The organism is Massilia sp. LjRoot122 (genome assembly GCF_964252725.1).
Taxonomy (GTDB): Bacteria; Pseudomonadota; Gammaproteobacteria; order Burkholderiales; family Burkholderiaceae_D; genus Telluria.
Map to the genome: position 1 here is coordinate 2,782,382 of NZ_CAXUPB020000001.1, position 20,435 is coordinate 2,802,816.

A 20,435-nucleotide genomic window follows, 5' to 3' on the forward strand; every position below is an offset into this window, starting at 1 on the left:
ATAGCATGGCCCCATCCTTGCCGGCGCTCAGCAGGAGGGGCTCAATCGTGACTGCCTGAGGGCAGGGAAGAATCCCGCGTGCGGCGCACCGAGCGCTCCTGCAACAGTCGCCAGGCAGCGGGAATGACGAACAAGGACAGCAACGGCGCCGTGACCATTCCGCCGATCATCGGTGCGGCAATGCGCTGCATGATCTCGGAGCCGGCCGCGCTTCCGAACATGATGGGAAGCAGGCCGGCGACGATGACTGCAACCGTCATTGCCTTGGGCCGTACCCGCAGGAGCGCGCCTTCCCTGATCGCTTCCAGCACCAGTTCGCTGCTCATTGCGCGCCCCGCATCGAGCCGGCGCTGGAGCGCATGGCGCAGATAGACCTGCATGACGACACCGAACTCCGCCGCCAGCCCCGCCAGTGCGATGAAACCCACCGCGGTCGCCACGGACACGGCGTGGCCGAGCAGCCAGACCAGCCAGAACCCGCCCACGAGTGCGAACGGCACCGTCGCCATCAGAAGCGCGGCCTCCGCGGCGGAGCGGAAGGCCAGGTAGAGCAGCACGAAGATGACCAGCAAGGTGAGCGGAACCACGGTCATCAGGCGCTCCGAAGCGCGCTCGAGATATTCGAACTGCCCCGACCAGCCGATGGCATAAGCTGGCGGCAGCCTGAGCTCGTCGCGGACCCGCTCCTGCATCGCGCGGACGACCGTGAGAAGGTCGGCGCCGCGGACATCGACATATACCCAGCCTGACAGGCGCGCATTCTCGCTTCGAATCATCGGGGGACCGTCCGTCACGACAATCGTCGTCACGTCGCCAAGCCGGATCTGCGCGCCCCGAGCGGTGACGATCGGCAGCTCACGCAGGGCTTGAAGCGAGTCGCGGTAGTCCTGCGGATAGCGCACGTTGATCGGGAAGCGCTGGCGCCCGTCGACGACTTCGCCCACCTTGTCGCCACCGATCGCCGTGGACACCACTGTCTGAACGTCGGCCACGCCCATCCCATGGCGCGCGGCGCGCAGCCGGTCGATGCTGACGTCGATATAGCGGCCGCCGCTGAGCCGTTCGGCGAGTGCGGAACTGACGCCCGGCACCGTCTTGACCGCGGCTTCGATGGCGGTCGTCAGCTTGTCGATCTGGCCCAAGTCTGGTCCGGAAACCTTGATGCCCACCGGCGTCTTGATGCCGGTGGAAAGCATGTCGATGCGGTTGCGGATCGGCGGCACCCAGACGTTCGACAGTCCCGGCACCCTGACGACACGGTCAAGTTCCTCCACCAGCTTCTCCACGGTCATCCCGGACCGCCACTGTTCCTTCGGCTTGAACTGGATCGTGGTCTCGAACATTTCCATCGGCGCCGGGTCGGTCGCGGTCTCCGCGCGGCCCGCCTTGCCGAACACGGTCGCCACCTCGGGCACCGTCTTGATCAGGCGGTCGGTCTGCTGCAGCAGTTCGCTGGCCTTTGCGGCGGACAGGCCGGGCAGTGCCGAGGGCATGTAAAGCAGGTCGCCCTCGTTCAAGGGTGGCAGGAACTCGCCTCCCAGGCGCGAGATGGGAATGGCCGTCAGAACGAGTGCGATGACGGCGATACCCAGGGTGGCCCTCGGGTGCCGGAGACTGGCCTCGAGCAGCGGGCGGTAAGCCTTGATGAGCAGGCGATTGACCGGGTTGGCCGACTCCTTCGGAATCCGGCCCCGGATCAGATAACCCATCAGTACAGGAACCAGGGTAATGGCCAGCCCCGCGGCGGCCGCAAGCGTGTAGGTCTTGGTGTAGGCGAGCGGGGCGAACAGCTTGCCTTCCTGGGCTTCGAGCGCGAACACCGGGATGAACGACAGGGTCACGATCAGCAGCGAAAAGAACAGTGCAGGTCCGACTTCGACCGAAGCATGGGCCACGATCTCCCAGCGGGTCCTGGCGTCGGGCGTGAGCGCCGGGTTGGCGTCGGCATGGGCTTCCAGGTGCTTGTGGACGTTTTCGACCAGGACGAGCGCGGCATCGGTGGCGGCGCCCACGGCAATCGCAATGCCCCCGAGCGACATGATGTTGGCATTGACGCCCTGGTAGCGCATGACGATGAATGCGGCCAGCACGCACAGCGGCAGGGTGAGTACGGCCACCAGCGCGCTGCGCAGATGGAACAGGAAGACCGCGCACACGATCGCGACGACGACGAACTCTTCGACCAGCTTGCTTCCCAGGTTGGCGACCGATGCCGAGATCAGCGTCGAACGGTCATAGGTCGTGACGATCTCGACACCCTTCGGAAGCGCGTGCCTGAGCGTGTCGAGCCTTGTCTTGACCGCGGCAATGGTGTCGAGCGCGTTCTTTCCGGACCGCATGATCACAACGCCGCCGGCAACCTCGCCCTGGCCATTGAGCTCGGCGATACCGCGCCGCATCTCGGGTCCCAGGCGCACCGAGGCGACGTCACGCAGCAGGACCGGTGTGCCGGCCTCGCTCGCGTTCAGGACGATGTGGCGGAAGTCCTCCAGCGAACGCAGGTAGCCGTGCGAGCGCACCATGTACTCGGTCTCCGCGATCTCGACGACGGATCCGCCCGACTCCTGGTTGGCCTGCGCGAGCGCATCGAGCACCCGGGTGTGCGACATGCCGAACGCGCGCAGCCTGTCCGGGTCGAGGACGATCTGGTACTGCCGGACCATGCCACCGATGCTGGCGACTTCCGCGACGTCGCGCACCGTCTTGAGCTCGAACTTCAGGAACCAGTCGTTGAGGGCGCGCAGCTGGCTGAGGTCGTGCCGCCCGGTGCGATCGACCAGGGCATATTCGTAGACCCAGCCCACGCCGGTGCCATCGGGGCCAAGCTCAGCCCTCACACCTGCGGGAAGGCGGTTCTGCACCTGGTTGACGTATTCGGTCACGCGCGTACGTGCCCAGTACAGGTCCGTCGCGTCATCGAACAGTACGTAGACGAAGGCGTCGCCGAAGAAGGAATAGCCGCGCACGGAGGTCGCTCCGGGCACCGACAGCAGGGCGGTGGTCAAGGGATACGTGACCTGGTCCTCGACCAGTTGCGGCGCCTTGCCGGGATACTGGGCGCGAATGATGACCTGGGTGTCGGACAGGTCGGGCAGGGCGTCGAGCGAGGTCGTGCGCAGTGAATGGACGCCCCATGCCGCCAGCAGGCCGGCCGCAAGCAAGACCCAGACCCGGGCGGTGATCGAGGCGCGGATGATGCGCGCGATCATGGCTTGCCACCCCCGGCTGCCACGACCCGCTTGAGCACATAGCCGTCGGTGCCCTCGACAAAGTCGAATTCGACGGTCTGGCCGGCCTTGATGTCCTTGAACGCAGCCGGCGTGGGCTTCATGAAATCCATGGTCATGGACGGCCATTGCAATGTGGCGACCGGCCCGTGCGTCAGCGTGATGGCATCGTCCGACACCTGCTCCACCTTGCCGACGGCCGTATGCACGGTTGCCGCTGCCTTGCCGGGCTTGTCCGGCGGCGCGGACGCCTCGCCCGAGAACTTGGGCAGGACCGACTTCAGACTGGCTTCCGAATCGATCAGGAACTGGCCGGAGGCGACGACTTTCTGGCCTTCCTCGAGGCCGCTCAGGATTTCGGTGGCGTCGCCGATCTCGCGGCCGGTGCTGACGACCACCGGCCGCACACTGTCGCCCTGTGCCACGAGGACGACGGAGCGCTTGCCCGATGCGATCACGGCTTCGGTCGGCACCATCAGGCGGGGCTGCGCCGCCGCAGCGCTCAGCCGGACGCGCATCAACATGCCCGGCATCAGCGCTGCGTCACGGTTGTCCAGTTCGATACGGGCCTGGGCGGTCCGGGTAGCGGCGTTCACGCCCGGCAGGATTTCCCTCACCTTGCCTTCATACGTGCGCCCGGCGTGGCCGTCCGCCGTCGCGCTCACCCGCATGCCGATTCGCGCGGCGCCGATCAGGGCTTCCGGCAGCTCCGCAAGCAGCCAGACGGTCTGCAAGCCAACCACCTTGGCGATCGTCATGCCGGGTGTGACCTGGGCGCCTTCGCGCACCCCGAGTTCGCTGACGATCCCGGAAACGGGCGAGGCGAGCAGCTGGTGCGTCTGCACACGTCCGCTACGCTCCAGTTGCGTGACAAGGGAGTCGGGGATCGAGAGCGCGCGCATGCGCTGGCGGGCGGCGGAGGCAAGCGCCGTGTCGCCCCCGCGTTTGAGCGCGAGGTATTCCTCCTGGGGCGCGATCCACTCCGGGACGAACACCGAGGCGACCGGCTGGCCGCGCCTCACTGTTTGCAGTGGCGCGCGAACGTGGAGCCTGTCGATGTAGCCGGCGGTGCGGCTCTGGATGAGCGCCTCGCGGCGCGCATCGAACTGGGTGGTGCCGACCAGAGCGAGCGCGTCCGCGACTTCCTCGCGCCGCACCGTTGCGAAGCGCACACCGAGATTCTGCTGGAGGGTCGGCGAGATCCTGACCCCGGCCGACTCGCCCTCGCCGGCATACACCGGGACCAGCTGCATGTCCATGAACGGGCTTTTCCCGGGCTTGTCGAAGCGTTTGCCGGGGACCATCGGATCATGCCAGTACAGCACGCGCTTGCCCGGGTCGGTCGGGGCGGCGGTGCCTGCAGAGCTGTTCGCGCCCAACCAGTAGCCGCCATAGCCGATCAGGCCGCCCGCAAGGGCGAGGAAAAGAATCTTCGTAGCCAGGGGGCGTTTCATTGGCCGGCCCTCCCGGTACTTGCCATGTCCTGTGGGATCAGACGCAGCTCGAGTTCCGCCCAGATCATCGCCGCCTCCAGCTCGAGCGCATTGACCTGCAGCCTGCGCTCCAGGGCGGCACGCCGGGCCTTGAATACCGCGCTCAGCGTTCCCGTTCCACCGCGATAGCCGGCCAGCGCAATCTCGACCTGCCGGGCCGCAGTCGGCAGCAGCTCCTTTTCGAGCCGCGCGATGCGGCGCTTCAGGCTGTCGAGCTGCCCCAGCCGGGCCTCGACCGACGATCGCGTCTCGAGCAGCGCCTCCTCGTACTCAAGCCTTGCGCGCGTGCCCAGTGCGGCTTTCTCCGCGATCTCCCGATCCTGGCGCTGCGAGCGGTGGATGCTCAAGGGGATGCTGACGCCGAACGACACCATGTTCGAAAACTGGGCGCCGCGCTGGGCGAAGCCGGCTTCGAATGACCAGTCGGGCCGGCTTTCCTGTATGGCCGCCCCCGCGTCGGCGTCGGCCAGGTCGACGCTACGGCGTGCATTCAGGACGGCCGGGTGCATCCTGTCCAGATCCGGCATGGCCGATCGGCTCAAGGCCGTATCCAGCTTCGGCGCTTCATTGGACACCGCCATGGCGTCGGTGCGGGTCCAGCGGCGTAGCTGGAGGAGGGCCGTTTCCAGGTCCTGCTCGGCGGCCTCGACGTCGTCGCCGCCGAGCAGCAGCTCGGCCCTTGCCTGCAGGACGTCGCTGGCCGAGGCCTTGGCCCCGCGATGCGCTGCCTGGAGGGCGGCAAGCTCGCTCTCCATTTCGCGAGCAATCGACCTGGTCAGGGCGAGTGCCCGCTGCTTGTGCAGCACGGTCATCCAAGCTTTCCCGGTCTCGACGCGGATAGCTGCGAGCTTGTCGAGATGGATGGCCTCGACGGCCTCGACCGAGCGGCGTGCCAGCTCGGTCCGGGCCTGCCGCTTGCCGCGGGAAACCCATTGCTGCTCGATGCCGATCCGGCGCATCGTCATGAAATCGGCGGTGGGACGGAAGCGGTCCGGGCCCGTTACAGGCAGGTTATCGATGCCCAGTTTCAGGGTAGGATCGGGCAGCTGGTCCGCGCGCGCGGCAGCATGTTCGCTTGCCGCGACCGAAGCCCGCGCCGCCTTCGCGGACGCCGAGACGGAGCTCGCAAGCGCCAGGGCCTGGTCCAGGGTGAGTCCGTCCGCGCCGGCACTGGCGCCCCTGGAAAGTAATAAGAGCAGGGCCACGAACACGGCGGGGCCGGAACGCGCGGCCCTGGCCGGCACGCCGGCACGCGACATGAAAACAGAATGCATACATCCTCCACGAATGAAAACGGGCGCCGGCTTTGGCCGGGCACATACCAGACGGGAGGCATCAGACGCGAATACGCAGGGTTCGGAGGTAAGGCGGATCGGTGCCGGGCTCGGGAAGGCCGCCGGGCCCGGGCAGGATGATTGCGAGCGCCGGGACCGGGGCCAGGATACGGACCAGGCTGGCGGGAGACGGCAGGCTCAGTGCGGGAATCGGGTTATGCTGATCCACCGACGCCTTGGGGTCTGCCGAAAACTCGGCGCAGTGGGCGGGCCGTTCGATGTCCATCCCGGCGCAAGGCTCGCCCTCCATCATGGGCATGGGTGCCGGCTTGCCGATGATTTCCGGGCACAGGTAGGATGCCATCGCGATGCCCGAGGTCATGAGGGTCATGACGAGGAACAGCGCAATGCATCTGAACAGTGCGGGGAAGGAGCGGCGCATCGAATCCGGGTAATTGGGGCGATGTATGCCATTCTAGCCAATATTCGTGGCGGTTCCAAGATGTCCTTCCCGGCAGGGATGCGTTCCGGCGCCAGTCAGCGCAGATACGGAGCGACGTTGGTGGCGATGCGCTTGTGCTCCGCCTCGGTCAGCGGCAGGGCGCGGAACGCGGCCCAGGCTTCGCGCGGCTTCATGTTGGTGGGCGTGGCCGCATCCGAGCCATAGAAGATCTTGTCGATGCCGACCATGCGGATGCGCTCGACCATCTCGCGCGCGTGTTCGGGCGTGATGTCGGGGGTGGCGATCGAGGCCACGTCGAAGTAGAGCCGGCGGGTGTTCGGGTCCTTGCGCGCGGCCGCCTCGGCGAAGGTGCGCATCACCTCGTTCGAGGGCGGGTCTTCGTAGCCGGGGCCGCTGCCGGCGAAGTGCGCCACCTGCACCACGATGTCGGGCGCCTGCGGCATCAGCTGCTCCATGAAAGCACGCGCCTGGGCCGCGCCATAGGGACGCTTGAGCGAGATCGAGGCGCGCAGGTGGATCGCGATCGCCATGCCGTGCCGGTTCGCGGCACGGAACACTTCCTTGAGACGGGCGATGTGGGCCGGGTTCTCGAGCTGGACATCGGAATTCCCGAAGTGCATCTTGATCCCGGTGCGCAGTTGCGGGTGGGCCGCGCAGCGCTCCAGTTCCGCCAGCGCATACTCCTTCAGCGGATTGAAACCGCAGAAGGCGCGCAGGCGGTCCGGGTAGGTCGCCACCTGGGCGGCGGTCCAGTCGTTTTCCGCCTTGACCTTGGCGTATTCGTCTTCGATCACGCGCGACGGCCGGCCGTACATATAGGCGGTCGACATCACGGCGGCGCGCCGGATGCCGGCGCTGTCCAGCAGGGAGACCAGCTCGGTCACCGGGATCTCGCGCAGCGCATCCGGACCCGGCGCCGGGTTGATCAGGGCGATGATGGCGGGGCTGAACAGGTGCTGGTGGTGGTCGGCGGCCGGCGCCGCCGGCGCGGCGGCAAAGGCGAACGCGGGCAGGGCCAGCAACATTGCGGCGGCGCTGCGCAGCCTGGCGAAGGGATGGAGCATGGCGGAACCTCGGGTGGGGAACGAGGCACCAGACTAGCGGCTCGCGGCGAAGCTGTCCACGACCAATGGATACATATGGCGCCGCCTGTTCAGGCCGCTGGCCGCATATCGTCGAGGACATCCATGGGCGAGGGCCTTCCTTGATGGTGCTGCTTGCAATGCGGTGCTGGAATCTCGGGGCCGTCTTCCCTGCGCCTCACGGGTGCAGCGTCACGGCCTGCATGCAGTGTAGATACACAGAGCGCCCGGGTCTTCCCCCACGGCGGGGGGAATCGGGCAGGCTTACAGGATGGTGAGCACCACGCGCCGGCGGTGCGGCGCGCTGCGGTGTTCGTAGAGGTAGATGCCCTGCCAGGTGCCGAGCAGCAGGCGGCCGCCGCCGACCGGCACGCTCAGGCCTGAGCCGGTCAGCATGTTGCGCACGTGGGCCGCCATGTCGTCCGGTCCTTCGGCATCGTGGCGGTAGGCGGGATCGCCGTCCGGAGCCAGGCGGCCGAGGATGGTCTCGAGGTCGCGCCGCACGTCGGGGTCGGCGTTCTCGGTGATGAGCAGCGAGCAGCTGGTGTGCTGCGCGAACAGGTGGGCGAGGCCGCATTGCAGGCCTGATGCGCGCACCGCCTCGGCCACCGCGGCCGTGATGTCGCGGGTGCCGCGCCCCTGGGTCTGGATCTCGAGGATGGTCTGGTGCGCCATGTCGTGCTCCTTCAGGATCAGGCCGCGGCCTGCCCGTCCATCTGCGCCAGCGCCGCCATCAGCTCGTCGAGTGGCGCCGGACGCGAGAACAGATAGCCCTGCATGCACGGGCTGCCGTGATCGGACAGGTATTGCGCCTGCTGCGCGGTCTCGATGCCCTCGGCGACCACGCGCAGGCCGAGATGGTCGGCCATCGCGAGGATCGACTGCACGATCGCGGTGCCGTTGACGTCGTTCGGGGTGTCGCGGATGAAGCTCTTGTCGATCTTCAGCTCGTACAGCGGCATCTTCCTGAGGTAGGCCAGGTTCGAGTAGCCGGTGCCGAAATCGTCCACCGAGAAGCGGATGCCGAGGCCGGCCAGTTCATGCATGCGGGCGATGGTCTCGTCCAGGTCGGTGACCAGCAGGCCCTCGGTGACTTCGAAGATCAGCTGTTCCGCGGGCGCGCCGGTGTCAAGCAGCACCATGCGCACCTGGTCGACGAAGTCGGGCTGGCGGAACTGCGCCGGGCTGACATTGATCGACAGCGGCAGCGGATGGCCGGCCGCAGCCAGCCGCAGCCAGGCCTCGCAAGCCTGGCGCAGCACCCAATTCCCGAGCGGGACGATCAGGCCGGTGCTTTCCGCGATCGGAATGAACACGTCCGGCGGTACCAGCATGCCGTCGGCGCGGCGCCAGCGCATCAGCAGCTCGGCGCCGACCGGCTGCTGGTTGTGGTCGACCTGCAGTTGCATGTGCATGGCCAGCTCGCCGTTCTCGAGTGCCGTGGCGAGATCGCGCTCGAGCGTGAGCTTCTGTTCGGCCTCGGCCAGCATGGTGGTCTCGAACAGGGCCACGCCGTTGCGCCCGCTCGCCTTGGCCTGGTACATCGCCACGTCGGCTTCGCGCAGCAGGTCGTGGCCGTTCTGGTCGGGATGCAGGGGCAGGGCCACGCCGATGCTGCCGGTGGAGCGGTACATCTGCTCGTCGATCCTGACTTCCTCGCCCAGCGCGGCGAGCACCTTGTGCGCGACCCTGACGGCCGCCTCGGTGGCGGCGCCGGCGTCGTGGCCGAGGTCCTGCAGCAGGATCACGAACTCGTCGCCGCCCAGCCGCGCGACCGTGTCGCGGCTGCGCACCGCCGCCACCAGGCGCTCGGCGGTGCTGCGCAGCAGGGCGTCGCCGGTGGCGTGGCCGCGCGCGTCGTTCACGTATTTGAAGTTGTCGAGGTCGATGAACAGCAGCGCGCCGAAGGCGCCGCCGGCATGGCGCGCGGCCACCAGCGCGTCGAGGCGCTCGGTCAGCAGGCGGCGGTTGGGCAGGCCGGTGAGCACGTCGTAGAAGGCGAGATTATGGATCGCCCTGGCCGAGTTGCGGCGCTCGGTGATGTCGCGTCCGACCACCACCCAATGGCTATGGCGCCCGCCCTCGCTGGCAAAGGGCACCATTTCCATCTCGACCCAATATGGATCGCCGCCCTTGGTGTAGTTCAGCAGTTCGGCCTTGACCGGTTCGTTGCGGCTGACCGCGCGCAGGATGCGTGCCACCTCGTCCGGATCGGTCTCGGGGCCGTGCAGCAGGCGCATGCTTTCGCCGATGATCTCGTCGCGCTTGTAGCCGGTGCGGCGCTCGAAGGCCTCGTTGGCGAAGATGATTGGCTGGTGCGCGCCAGGCGTGTCGACCGCCAGGGCGATCAGCACCATGTCGTTCAGGCGCGCCACCGCGGCCGAGGTCAGGCGCAGCTCGGCGTTCAGTTCGTGCAGTTTTTCCTGCTTGATCTCGAGCGATTCGGCGAAGCCGTGCACTTCGCCCAGGGTTTCGGACAGGCCCTTGACCAGGGTGCCGCAGGTAATGGTGATCACGGCGCCGACGCACAGGTAGTTCAGGGTGACGACGAGCGACGACAGCAGCTCGTTATCGCCGATGCCCGACACGAAGAGCTCAGCATAACCGCCCAGGCCGAGGCCGAGGATGGTGAAGCCGCTCAAGAACAGGGCCGCCAGGGCCTGGCGCGTCCCGAGCAGGACAACCGCCAGCACGGGCGGCGCCATCAGGAAGATCTGGCTGACCGGTCCGACCGTGAGCATCAGGCCGACACCGACCAGGAAGATCACTGCGAGGAAGTTAAAGACGCGCAGGGTGTACGGGATGCGGTCAAACCACCAGATCCCGAAGAGCCAGGCGAGGGCGACGACATCCATCGCGGCGACCTGCCACATTCCATCAGCGATCGCCAGCGTGGCGCTCGGCACGGCAGCAATCACGCCGAACAGCAGCACGGTCGACATGAGCCTGGAGAAGATGCGGGCGCGCCAGTGCGCGAGATCGTAGAACTGTTTCATGCGGCTGCCTCGGTACGTCCGCTCGACAGTCACCAATAATGTCTTAAGCGCACTATAACTTGTATAAAGGAAATATTATATCGAATTGTGCGTACGGATGCTTCGCCCCCGACTAGACGCTGTGCGCCAGGCCCAGGTTGCGGTTGGCCGGTACCGCCACGTCCATCAGTTTCGGCCGCGGCAGGTCGAGCCCTTCCATCAGGCAGATGAAATCCTCGCGCGAGCGGCCGGCCAGGCGCGCGTTGTGGCGCTTTTCCCAGCCGATGCTGGACACCGACTGGCCCTTGTAGTCGTGGCCGGGCCAGACCCGGGTCGCGTCGTCCAGGGCGAACAGCTTGCGGGTGACGCTGTCGTAGAGGGCGTCGGCGCTGCCGCCCTGGAAGTCGGTGCGCCCGCAGCCGTCCACCAGCAGCGTATCGCCGGTGAACAGGTTGCCGCGCCAGAGGTAGCACATGCTGCCAGCGGTGTGGCCGGGGGTGTGGATCACCGCGATGTGCTCGCGCAGGCCGAAGGGAATGACGTCGCCGTCCTGCAGCTGCACTTCGGCCGGCGGAATCCCGCAGCCGCTCGGCACGCAGGCCTTGGCCCCGGTCAGCGCGCGCAGCTTGCCGGCCGAGGTGACGTGGTCGGCGTGGGCGTGGGTCTCCAGCACGTGGGTGAGCGTCAGTCCGAGGCGTTCGACGTGCGCCAGGTCGCGCTGCCAGTGGCGGTCGACCGGGTCGATGATCACCGCATCGCGGCTGTCCGGGGCGGACAGGATGTAGGTGTAGGTCGAGGATTCGGCGTCGAACAGCTGGATCGGGGTGACTTGCATGGGGTCTCCTGGGTGCGGTGCGTGTTGTACCACAGCTTCGCCATCGAGGGAAGCCGGCTCAGCGCGTCAGCGCCCCCAGCTTCTCCCTGAGAGAGGCTTCCGACAACTCCCCCACATGCCGGAAGCGCAGCCGCCCTTGGGCATCATAGAACAGCGTCGTCGGAAACCCCACCGACCCCGTACGCGCCCCCAGTTGTCCGGCCGGATCGCTCAGTACGTTCTCCATGTGCAGCCCCTGCGCCGCCAGGAAGGCCTGCGCCGCAAGCGCCGATTCGCCCTGGTTGACGAACACGAAGGCCAGGTCCGGCCGCCTGGCCTGCATCGCGCCGAGCGCCGGCATCTCGCGGCGGCAGGGCGGACACCAGGTGGCCCACAGGTTGACGACCAGGGGTTTGCCCTGGAAGCTGCGCAGCGCGACTTCAGCGCCGTCGAGCCGGCGCAGGTTCAGCTCGGGCAGCGGCGCCTGCGGCGGCGCGAAGGCCTGCAGGGCCAGGGTGCCGCCCAGCCACAGGCCGATGCCGGCCAGGCTGGAGGCCAGCAGCGGCCGGCGCAGCAGGGCGTGGCGGCGGGTCAGCTCGGCGCCGATGACGCAGGCGACCAGCAGGCCGGCAGTGGAATCGAAGCCGCCGTCGCGGAAGTCGAAGGCGGTCCAGGGGCGCCCGGCGAACAGGTCGTGGTGGCGCAGCACGAACACTGCGCGGGCGGCGACGAAGCCGGCCAGGATCATCTTCCACAGGATCGGGCCGGGGTCCTGGCCGCGGCGGCGCTTGAACCAGTCCGCCAGCAGGCTGGCGCTCAGGATGGCGCCAAGGACCAGCAAGACCGCGGTGGGCAGGACCAAGGGGCCCAGGCTGACGGCATCCATCGCGCCCGCTCCCTTCAATCCCGCTCCGGCTCCGGCGCCACCGCTTCGTAGCGCGAGACCATGATGCGGTCGATGCGGTTGCCGTCCATGTCCATGACCTCGAAGCGGAAGCCTTGCCAGTCGACGGTGTCGGCGGGCTTGGGGATGTAGCCCAGCTGGTAGAGCATGAAGCCGGCCAGGGTGTGGTAGGCGCCTTCGTCCTCGCCCGGGAAGTCGTGCGTGCTCTCGAGCAGGTCGCGGAAGCGGTCGAGCGCGACGCCGCCGTCCAGCAGCCAGCTGCCGTCCGGGCGACGCACCGCGTCGGCGTCGTGTTCCTCGCCGGCGACGGTGACGTCGCCCACCAGGGCGCTCATCACGTCGCTCAGCGTGACCATGCCCTGGATGTCGCCGTATTCGTCGACGATCAGGGCCAGCTCGGCGTGGTTCTTCTTGAACATCTCGAGCAGGGCCATGGCGCTGACCGTCTCGGGCACGTAGAGCAGCTCCTGCACCGCGCCGTCGAGGTCGATCGCTTCCAGCGAGCCGGTGCGCACGGCCTGGCCGAACAGGTCGCGTATCAGCACGTAGCCCAGGATATGCGAGCGGTCGCCGCGGCAGACCGGAAAGCGGCTGTAGGGATTGGCGGCGATGGTCGCCAGGTTGACCGCGCGGTCTTCCTCGAGGTCGAGGATCACCAGGTCGACGCGCGGCGTCATCAGGGATTTCAGGTGCTGGTCGTCCAGGCGCAGCGCGCGCTGCACGATGTCGTATTCGGTTTTCTCGAAGACGCCGGTGTCGGCGCCTTCCTTGATGATGCCGGCGATGTCTTCCTCGGTCGGCGCTTCTTCCTTGGCCTGGTGGATGCCGATCACGCGCACGATGGCATTGGTGGCCAGCGACAGCCCCTTGACGAAGGGCGCCATCACGACCGACAGCATGCGCAGGGGCTGGGCGATCAGGGTCGCCATCGCGTCCGGGTAGGCCATCGCGATGCGCTTCGGGACCAGCTCGCCGAAGATGATCGAGGCGATCGTGATGCTGATCACGACCAGGCCGAGCGCGAGCTCGCGCGCATAGGGCGCGAGCACCGGCACGGTTTCGAGGTGGGGCGTGAGGTGGCTGACCAGCGAGGCTTCGCCGAATGCGCCGTTGAAAATGCCGATCAGGGTGATCCCGACCTGCACGGTCGACAGGAAGTGGCTGGGATCGTCCGCCAGCTCGAGCGCGGCGCGCGCCCCGCGGCTGCCTTCTTCCGCGCGCCGCTCGAGGCGCATGCGCTTGGCCGAGACCAGTGCCAACTCGCTCATGGCGAACACTCCATTCATCAGGATGAGGAAGGAGATGATCAATATGTCGGTCAACACTGGCGCGGGGCCTCCGTCGGACTATCCGGGCCGCGTCCGGGCGCACCCGGAGCGGCGCACGCCCGCATCATCGCATGCCGGCCCGGATTTGCGCCACACGGCTTGTCAGCTTGGCATCATTTAGCATCCGGGCGGAAATGCTTGGCGATGCCGGCCCAGCACTGCTGGTAGTCGGGCTGCAGCTGCGGCGAGGACAGCGCGTGCGGGGTCGGCACCAGCACCTGGCGGGTCTCGAACATGAAGGCCATGGTGTCGGCCACCTTGTGCGGGCGGCTGGTGTCGGCGCTGCTGGCCTTGTCGAAGGTGGCGGCGTCCGGACCGTGCCCGCTCATGCAGTTGTGCAGGCTGGCGCCGCCCGGTACGAAGCCTTCGGCCTTGGCGTCGTAGGCGCCGTGGATCAGGCCCATGAACTCGCTGGCGACGTTGCGGTGGAACCAGGGCGGGCGGAAGCTGTCTTCGGCGACCAGCCAGCGCGGCGGGAAGATCACGAAGTCCAGGGTATCGACGCCCGGGGTGTCGGAGGGCGCCTGCAGCACCAGGAAGATCGACGGGTCCGGATGGTCGTAGCTGATCGAGCCGATGGTGTTGAAGTGGCGCAGGTCGTACTTGTACGGGGCGTAGTTGCCGTGCCAGGCGACCACGTCGAGCGGCGAATGCCCGATCGGGGCGCGCCACAGGCCGCCGCAGAATTTGGCCAGCAGTTCGAAGTCGCCCTCGCGGTCCTCGTAGCGTGCGACCGGGCTCAGGAAGTCGCGCGGGTTGGCCAGTCCGTTCGAGCCGATCGGCCCCATGTCCGGCAGCTGCAGCAGGGCGCCGAAATTCTCGCAGACATAGCCGCGCGCGGCGCCGTCCGGCAGCGTCACCTGGAAGCGGATCCCGCGCGGGATCACCCCGATCTCGTGCGGTTCGAGTTCGAGCAGCCCGAGTTCGGTGGCGATCGCCAGCCGGCCCTGCTGCGGCACGACCAGCAGCTCGCCGTCGGCACTGTAGAAGTAGCGGCCCTGCATGTCCTTGTTGGCGGCGTACAGGTGGATCGCGCAGCCCGTCATCGCTTCCGGCGAGCCGTTGCCGGCCATGGTGACCCAGCCGTCGATGAAGTCGGTGGGGGCGTCGGGCATGGGCAGCGGGCTCCAGCGCAGCTGGTTCGGCGGGGCCGGGGTATCGAAGCGGCTGACGATGCGGCCGGCGTCGACCTGGGTGAAGCTGCCGTGGACGGCGGCCGGGCGGATGCGGTACAGCCAGGAGCGGCGGTTGTGGCTGCGCGGCGCCGTGAACGCGGTGCCGGAGATCTGTTCCGCATACAGGCCGTAGGCCACCCGCTGCGGCGAATTGCGGTGCTGCGGCAGGGCGCCGGGCAGGGCTTCGGTGGCAAATTCGTTGCCGAAGCCGCTCATGGTGGCGGACGGGCGGTCAACGCTAGGGCTCATGCTGGTTTCTCCTGGGTGTCTTCGCTATGGGTTCGCCGCCACTGTAGAAGAATTCAGCATGTTTTACGAGATGAATAGAAAAATGTAGACTATTCACTACCTAAATATTGCTGTTCCTGCGGCCCGGCCGCACCGACAATGCAGCCTGCCTGAAACGCGCCCATGATCGAACCACACACCATCGACCTGAACCTGCTCTCGGTTTTCCAGGAAGTCTACCGGGAACGCCAGATTTCCTCGGCCGCCAAGCGGCTGGGACTGAGCCAGTCGGCGGTCAGCAATGCCCTGGCGCGGCTGCGCCGGGCCTTCGGGGACGAGCTGTTCGTGCGCACCGCCGCCGGCATGCAGCCGACGCCGCTCGCAACGCAGATGGCCGAGCCGATCGGCGTGGCGATGGCCCAGGTCGCGCTGGCGCTGAACCAGCGCAGCCGCTTCGATCCGGCCAGCAGCCAGCGCCGCTTCGTGCTGGCGATGACGGACGTGGGCGAAATCTACTTCATGCCGGCGCTGATCGAACGCTGCCGGCTGCTGGCACCGCAGGTCGACATCAGTTCGGTGCGCGCCGGGACGCTGGCGCTGAAGGAAGAAATGGAAGGCGGGCGGGTGGACCTGGCAGTCGGGCCCTTCGAGGATATCTCGGAAGCCCTGTACCAGCGCCAGCTGTTCCGCCAGCCCTACGTGACGATGTTCCGCAAGGGCCATCCGCTGGGGAAGGGTGAAGTCATGCTGGCGCGTTTCGTGAAGGCCGAGCACATGCTGGTCGATGCGAGCGAGAGCCCGTACGACCGCATCAACGCGCTGCTGGCGCGTGCCGGGATCGGGCCGGCGGTGCGCTTCCGGGTGCCGCACTTCACCGCGGTGCCCTATATGGTGGCGAGCTCGGACCTGGTGGTGACGGTGCCGCAGAAGCTGGCCGAGCGCGCCGCCGGGCCCTTCGGCCTGGAATGGATCGTGCCGCCCCTGGCCCTGCCGCCGCTGCAGACCAATGTGTTCTGGCACCGGCGCTACAACCAGGACCCGGGCAACCAGTGGCTGCGCGGGCTGCTGGCGGAAGTATTTGCAGAATGACGGCCGTGGAGACGGCTGCAGATCAACGACAGAGACAAGGAAGAGAAAATGGCAGACCTGTTTGAGAACCCCATGGGCCTGATGGGCTTCGAGTTCGTCGAGTTCGCGTCGCCGACGCCGGGCGTGCTGGAAGACGTGTTCGCGAAGCTGGGCTTCACCAAGGTGGCGGTGCACCGCTCGAAGCAGGTGAGCCTGTACCGCCAGGGTGGCATCAACTTCATCATCAACAACGAGCCGAAGAGCTACGCCGCCTATTTCGCCGCCGAGCACGGTCCCTCTGCCTGCGGCATGGCCTTCCGCGTCAAGGATTCGCACAAGGCCTATGCCCGTGCGCTGGAACTGGGCGCCCAGGCGGTCGAGATCCCGACCGGCCCGATGGAGCTGCGCCTGCCGGCCATCAAGGGCATCGGCGGCGCGCCGCTCTACCTGATCGACCGCTTTGAGGACGGTAAATCGATCTACGACATCGACTTCGAGTTCATCGAAGGTGTGGACCGTAACCCGGTCGGCCACGGGCTGAAGATCATCGACCACCTGACCCACAACGTCTACCGCGGCCGCATGAGCTTCTGGGCAGGCTTCTACGAGAAGCTGTTCAACTTCCGCGAGATCCGCTATTTCGACATCAAGGGCGAATACACCGGCCTGACCTCGAAAGCGCTGACCGCCCCGGACGGCATGATCCGCATCCCGCTGAACGAAGAGGGCAAGTCGGGCGGCGGCCAGATCGAGGAATTCCTCATGCAGTTCAATGGCGAGGGCATCCAGCACATCGCGCTGCTCACCGATGACCTGATGAAGACCGTCGACAGCCTGCGCGCCGCCGGCGTGCCCCTGATGAGCGCTCCGCCGGAAACCTATTACGAGATGCTCGACGAGCGCGTGCCGGGCCACGGCGAGAACGCGGCCGAACTGAAGGCGCGCGGACTGCTGCTGGACGGCAGCGTCACCGAGGGCAAACCGCGCCTGCTGCTGCAGATCTTCTCGGAGACGCAACTGGGGCCGGTGTTCTTCGAGTTCATCCAGCGCAAGGGCGATGACGGTTTCGGCGAGGGCAACTTCAAGGCGCTGTTCGAATCGATCGAGCGCGATCAGCTGCGTCGTGGGGCGATTGCCGGAGCGGCCGCCGAAGCCTGAGTCAATCGGGCCGATGCCGGTAGCATCGGCCCCATTTTGCTATCCTGAGCGCTTTCATCATTCAAGCGCCTCATGCTCGCCCCCTTCACCATCCTCCTGCTGTTCCAATGCCTCGGCGAAGGCATCGTCTTCCTGCTCAAACTGCCGATCCCCGGCCCGGTCGCCGGCATGCTGCTCTTGATGTCCGCCTTGCTGGCCTGGCCGCCGCTGGAAAAACGGATCGAGCAGGCCGCCAACACCCTGCTGTCCCACCTGTCCCTGCTGTTCGTCCCGGCCGGCGTCGGCATCGTCGCCACCGCCGCCAGCGGCAGCGGCCACTGGCTGGCCATCGTCACGTCGACGGTCGCCAGCACGGTGCTCACCCTGGCGCTCACCGGCCTGCTGCTGCGCCGCCTTCCACGAGGTGACGGCGATGCCTGATCTCGGCCAGTTCTGGGTCTACCTGTCCGCCTCGCCGCTGCTGGGCCTGACGATGACCCTGTGCGCCTACCTGGCTGCCCACCGCGTCACCGCCTGGTTCAAGGGCGCGCCGCTGGCCAATCCGGTCGCGATCTCGATCGCGCTGGTCGTGCTGCTGCTCTGGCTCACCGGCATGTCCTACCAGCGCTACTTCGCCGGCGCCCAGTTCGTGCACTTCCTGCTCGGGCCGGCGACGGTGGCGCTGGCGCTGCCGCTGGTGCGCCAATTGCCGCGCCTGCGCCGCGCCTTCCTGCCCCTGGCCGCGGCGCTGCTGCTCGGCTGCGTGACGGCGATCGTCTCCAGCGTGGCGATTGCGCTGCTGCTCGGCGCCGGCCCGGAGCTGGCCGCGACCCTGAGCCCGAAATCGGCGACCTCGCCGATCGCGATGGCGGTGTCGGAACGACTGGGCGGCATCCCGGCATTGACGGCGGCCATGGTGATCACGACCGGCATCTTCGGCGCGGTCTGCGGGCCGTGGCTGTTCGACCGCCTCGGCATCGCTTCGCCCGCGGCGCGCGGCTTCGCCCTCGGCCTGGCCTCGCACGGCATCGGCACCGCGCGCGCCTTCCAGTCCGGCGCCACGACGGGCGCCTTCGCCGGCCTCGCCATGGGCTTGAACGGTGCGCTGACCGCGCTGATCGCGCCCTGGCTGGTGCCGTTCGTGCTGGGCTGGTTCGCCTGAGCTCACGCTAAAAATATGCCGGCCGCAGGCATCGCGCCTGCGGCCGGCAGGGAAGTGCGGCGATCCGGTATCAGGCCGGATTCGACTTCCAGGTCTTCTTCGGCCCCAATGCCTTTGCCGCGAACAGCGCGCCGGCCAGTCCCACCACCATGGCGGCGGCGCTGCCGCCGAAGCCGACGGCATGTTCCTTGGCCAGCTTGCCGGCCTTCGGCCCCACCAGCTGCATGCGGCGGCGGGTCATCTGGGCGCCCAGGTCGGTCAGCGCGTCACGGCTCAGCTTGGCTTCAGCGTGCGGCAGCAGGGTGGTTTCCTCGTCGGCCACGTGGTGCATCACGTCGCGCATCAGTTCCATCACCAGCTTGTCGTGGCGCGGGTCGGAACCGCTGGTGCGGCGCAGTTCGGCGATCAGACGGCGCATTTCCATGTGCTCGGGCTCGGCCTTGTGCATGAAGGGCTCGCCAGCATCGCGCTGGCGCATCACCGGATAGAAGATCTCTTCCTCGAGCTTGGCGTGGATCTCGAGCGCATCGCAGATGGTGTCGGCCAGCGCCTTCTTGACGCGCGGCGGCTTGTCCTTTTCGTACTGGTGGAAGGTCACCATCACATGCGAGTGGTCGAAGCGGATCATGTTGGTGATCGTCGGGCTCAGCTTATTCAGGTTAAACATCGGTACCCCCTTTATAGTCATATAGCTAACATGGTAGTGCCGCGCCACTCGTCTTTACTGTAGGAGTACGCGCCGCGCCCATGTCGGCTGGCTTCGCATACCCGGGCGGGTACAGGCTCGCAATCAGGCCAAAAGCCCGAAAACCGGCCCCTGTACATACGCTTATTTATCAATTTCAACATTTCCATCAAGTTCATTAATTGTCGCCCTAGTCCTACAAGGGCACGCGCGAACACCTGATCCACACTGCCGGGTCACGCTGCCAACATGAGATATGCGCGCTGCGGCCGAGGCCGCAGCCATCTCGTGGCGTCGCCCAGGACGGGCGCGCCAACACTCATCGACGGAGGAATTGTTCATGTTTGCACATAACAAGCGCCTGCAATACACGGTCCGCGTCAGCGAACCGAATCCAGCCCTGGCCAACCTGATGCTGGAACAGTTCGGCGGACCGCAGGGCGAACTCGCCGCGGCCATGCGCTATTTCACCCAGGCGGTATCGGAAGACGATCCGGGCCGCAAGGACATGCTGTTCGACATCGCCACCGAGGAACTCAGCCACCTGGAGGTGATCGGGCACATCGTGGCCATGCTGAACAAGGGTGCCAAGGGCCGCCTGGCCGAGGCCGTGGACAGCGAAGCCGACATGTACAAGGCGATCACCGGTGCAGGCAATGACAGCCATATCACCCAGGTCCTGTACGGCGCCGGCACCCCGCTGACGAACTCGGCCGGCGTGCCCTGGACCGCCGCCTACATCGACTCGATCACCGAGCCGACCGCCGACCTGCGCTCCAACATCGCCGCCGAGGCCCGCGCCAAAATCGTCTACGAGCGCCTGATCGCGCTGACCGACGACCCGGGCGTGAAGGAAGCGCTGGGCTTCCTCATGACGCGCGAAGTGGCGCACCAGAAATCCTTCGAGAAGGCGCTGTACGCCATCGAACCGAACTTCCCACCGGGAAAAATGCCGGCGGATCCGCGCTTTGCCAGCGTGTACTACAACATGTCGCAGGGCCCGGGCGAGATGCGCGGCCCGTGGAACCAGGGCGCCGACTGGGACTTCGTCACCGACCGGGAAAAGCAGCAGGCGGTCGACGGCGGTTCGGGCGAGGCCGAGGTGGCCCTGCCGGGCGGCGACATCGACATCCTCAAGCAGATGGCGATGCGCACCATGTCCGATCCGATGTCCTCGCCGCGCACCGGTGCCGAACTCGGTATGAGCATGCAGTCGGCCGGCGGTGGTACGATGGCAGGGCAATCCGGCAGCGCCATGGGCAGCGCCGAGCTGGGCTCGAAAGGCGGCCAGCTCGACGATACCGGCATGAGCAAGCCCCAGGATAAAGGCACTGCCAAGGGTACGAAGGCAATGAAGAAGTAAGCACGCGCCGCGCGGCCATTCCGAAGCGCCGGCCGCGCGGCCATTCTTTGGGTATTG

The 20,435-nt window shown here is 67.2% G+C and carries 17 protein-coding genes; 5 read left to right on the forward strand and 12 right to left on the reverse strand.

Annotated elements, in window-relative coordinates; translation table 11 throughout:
- Positions 1 to 41: 41 nt before the first annotated feature.
- From ACSQ25_RS12030 to hmgA, 11 genes are all read right to left on the reverse strand, one after another.
- Positions 42 to 3,209, reverse strand: a complete 3,168-nt coding sequence (locus tag ACSQ25_RS12030; RefSeq protein WP_436105918.1) for an efflux RND transporter permease subunit — start codon at positions 3,207 to 3,209, stop codon at positions 42 to 44.
- The gene (locus ACSQ25_RS12035; RefSeq protein ID WP_436105919.1) at positions 3,206 to 4,681 is read right to left on the reverse strand and encodes an efflux RND transporter periplasmic adaptor subunit; all 1,476 of its coding nucleotides are present in this window, start codon (positions 4,679 to 4,681) and stop codon (positions 3,206 to 3,208) included. The genes ACSQ25_RS12030 and ACSQ25_RS12035 overlap by 4 nt, the downstream gene beginning before the upstream one ends.
- On the reverse strand, positions 4,678 to 5,994 hold the full coding sequence (locus ACSQ25_RS12040; protein WP_436105920.1) for a TolC family protein: 1,317 nt from the start codon (positions 5,992 to 5,994) through the stop codon (positions 4,678 to 4,680). The genes ACSQ25_RS12035 and ACSQ25_RS12040 overlap by 4 nt, the downstream gene beginning before the upstream one ends.
- 61 nt (positions 5,995 to 6,055) lie before the next feature.
- Positions 6,056 to 6,436 carry a hypothetical protein gene (locus tag ACSQ25_RS12045; protein WP_436105921.1) on the reverse strand — a complete coding sequence of 127 codons (381 nt, stop codon included), beginning with the start codon at positions 6,434 to 6,436 and terminating at the stop codon, positions 6,056 to 6,058.
- 95 nt (positions 6,437 to 6,531) lie between these two features.
- Positions 6,532 to 7,521, reverse strand: a complete 990-nt coding sequence (locus ACSQ25_RS12050; RefSeq protein ID WP_436105922.1) for an amidohydrolase family protein — start codon at positions 7,519 to 7,521, stop codon at positions 6,532 to 6,534.
- Between the two features lie 282 nt (positions 7,522 to 7,803).
- Positions 7,804 to 8,214, reverse strand: coding sequence for a secondary thiamine-phosphate synthase enzyme YjbQ (locus tag ACSQ25_RS12055; RefSeq protein ID WP_436105923.1), 411 nt, complete (start codon positions 8,212 to 8,214; stop codon positions 7,804 to 7,806).
- A 17-nt stretch (positions 8,215 to 8,231) separates the two neighbouring features.
- Positions 8,232 to 10,535, reverse strand: coding sequence for a putative bifunctional diguanylate cyclase/phosphodiesterase (locus ACSQ25_RS12060; protein WP_436105924.1), 2,304 nt, complete (start codon positions 10,533 to 10,535; stop codon positions 8,232 to 8,234).
- A gap of 112 nt (positions 10,536 to 10,647) precedes the next feature.
- Positions 10,648 to 11,349, reverse strand: coding sequence for an MBL fold metallo-hydrolase (locus ACSQ25_RS12065; RefSeq protein ID WP_436105925.1), 702 nt, complete (start codon positions 11,347 to 11,349; stop codon positions 10,648 to 10,650).
- Positions 11,350 to 11,407: 58 nt separating this feature from the next.
- Positions 11,408 to 12,214 carry a redoxin family protein gene (locus ACSQ25_RS12070; RefSeq protein ID WP_436105926.1) on the reverse strand — a complete coding sequence of 269 codons (807 nt, stop codon included), beginning with the start codon at positions 12,212 to 12,214 and terminating at the stop codon, positions 11,408 to 11,410.
- A 14-nt stretch (positions 12,215 to 12,228) separates the two neighbouring features.
- The gene (locus ACSQ25_RS12075) at positions 12,229 to 13,557 is read right to left on the reverse strand and encodes a hemolysin family protein (RefSeq protein WP_436105927.1); all 1,329 of its coding nucleotides are present in this window, start codon (positions 13,555 to 13,557) and stop codon (positions 12,229 to 12,231) included.
- 116 nt (positions 13,558 to 13,673) lie between these two features.
- Positions 13,674 to 14,984, reverse strand: a complete 1,311-nt coding sequence (gene hmgA / locus ACSQ25_RS12080) for a homogentisate 1,2-dioxygenase (protein WP_436105928.1) — start codon at positions 14,982 to 14,984, stop codon at positions 13,674 to 13,676.
- A gap of 162 nt (positions 14,985 to 15,146) precedes the next feature.
- Between hmgA and ACSQ25_RS12085 the strand changes: the two genes are divergently transcribed.
- From ACSQ25_RS12085 to ACSQ25_RS12100, 4 genes are all read left to right on the forward strand, one after another.
- Entirely contained in the window at positions 15,147 to 16,052 is a 906-nt protein-coding gene (locus ACSQ25_RS12085; RefSeq protein WP_436105929.1) for a LysR family transcriptional regulator, read from the forward strand.
- A gap of 48 nt (positions 16,053 to 16,100) precedes the next feature.
- Positions 16,101 to 17,189 carry a 4-hydroxyphenylpyruvate dioxygenase gene (gene hppD, locus ACSQ25_RS12090; RefSeq protein ID WP_436105930.1) on the forward strand — a complete coding sequence of 363 codons (1,089 nt, stop codon included), beginning with the start codon at positions 16,101 to 16,103 and terminating at the stop codon, positions 17,187 to 17,189.
- Between the two features lie 72 nt (positions 17,190 to 17,261).
- Complete coding sequence (locus tag ACSQ25_RS12095) at positions 17,262 to 17,609, forward strand: CidA/LrgA family protein (protein WP_436105931.1); 348 nt, start codon at positions 17,262 to 17,264, stop codon at positions 17,607 to 17,609.
- Complete coding sequence (locus ACSQ25_RS12100) at positions 17,593 to 18,330, forward strand: LrgB family protein (RefSeq protein WP_436105932.1); 738 nt, start codon at positions 17,593 to 17,595, stop codon at positions 18,328 to 18,330. The genes ACSQ25_RS12095 and ACSQ25_RS12100 overlap by 17 nt, the downstream gene beginning before the upstream one ends.
- A 70-nt stretch (positions 18,331 to 18,400) precedes the next feature.
- On the opposite strand, the gene ACSQ25_RS12105 is transcribed toward ACSQ25_RS12100, so the two are convergent.
- Positions 18,401 to 18,997 carry a hemerythrin domain-containing protein gene (locus tag ACSQ25_RS12105; RefSeq protein ID WP_436105933.1) on the reverse strand — a complete coding sequence of 199 codons (597 nt, stop codon included), beginning with the start codon at positions 18,995 to 18,997 and terminating at the stop codon, positions 18,401 to 18,403.
- Positions 18,998 to 19,355: 358 nt separating this feature from the next.
- On the opposite strand from ACSQ25_RS12105, the gene ACSQ25_RS12110 reads away from it, so the two are divergent.
- Positions 19,356 to 20,378 carry a manganese catalase family protein gene (locus tag ACSQ25_RS12110; RefSeq protein ID WP_436105934.1) on the forward strand — a complete coding sequence of 341 codons (1,023 nt, stop codon included), beginning with the start codon at positions 19,356 to 19,358 and terminating at the stop codon, positions 20,376 to 20,378.
- Positions 20,379 to 20,435 lie beyond the last annotated feature (57 nt).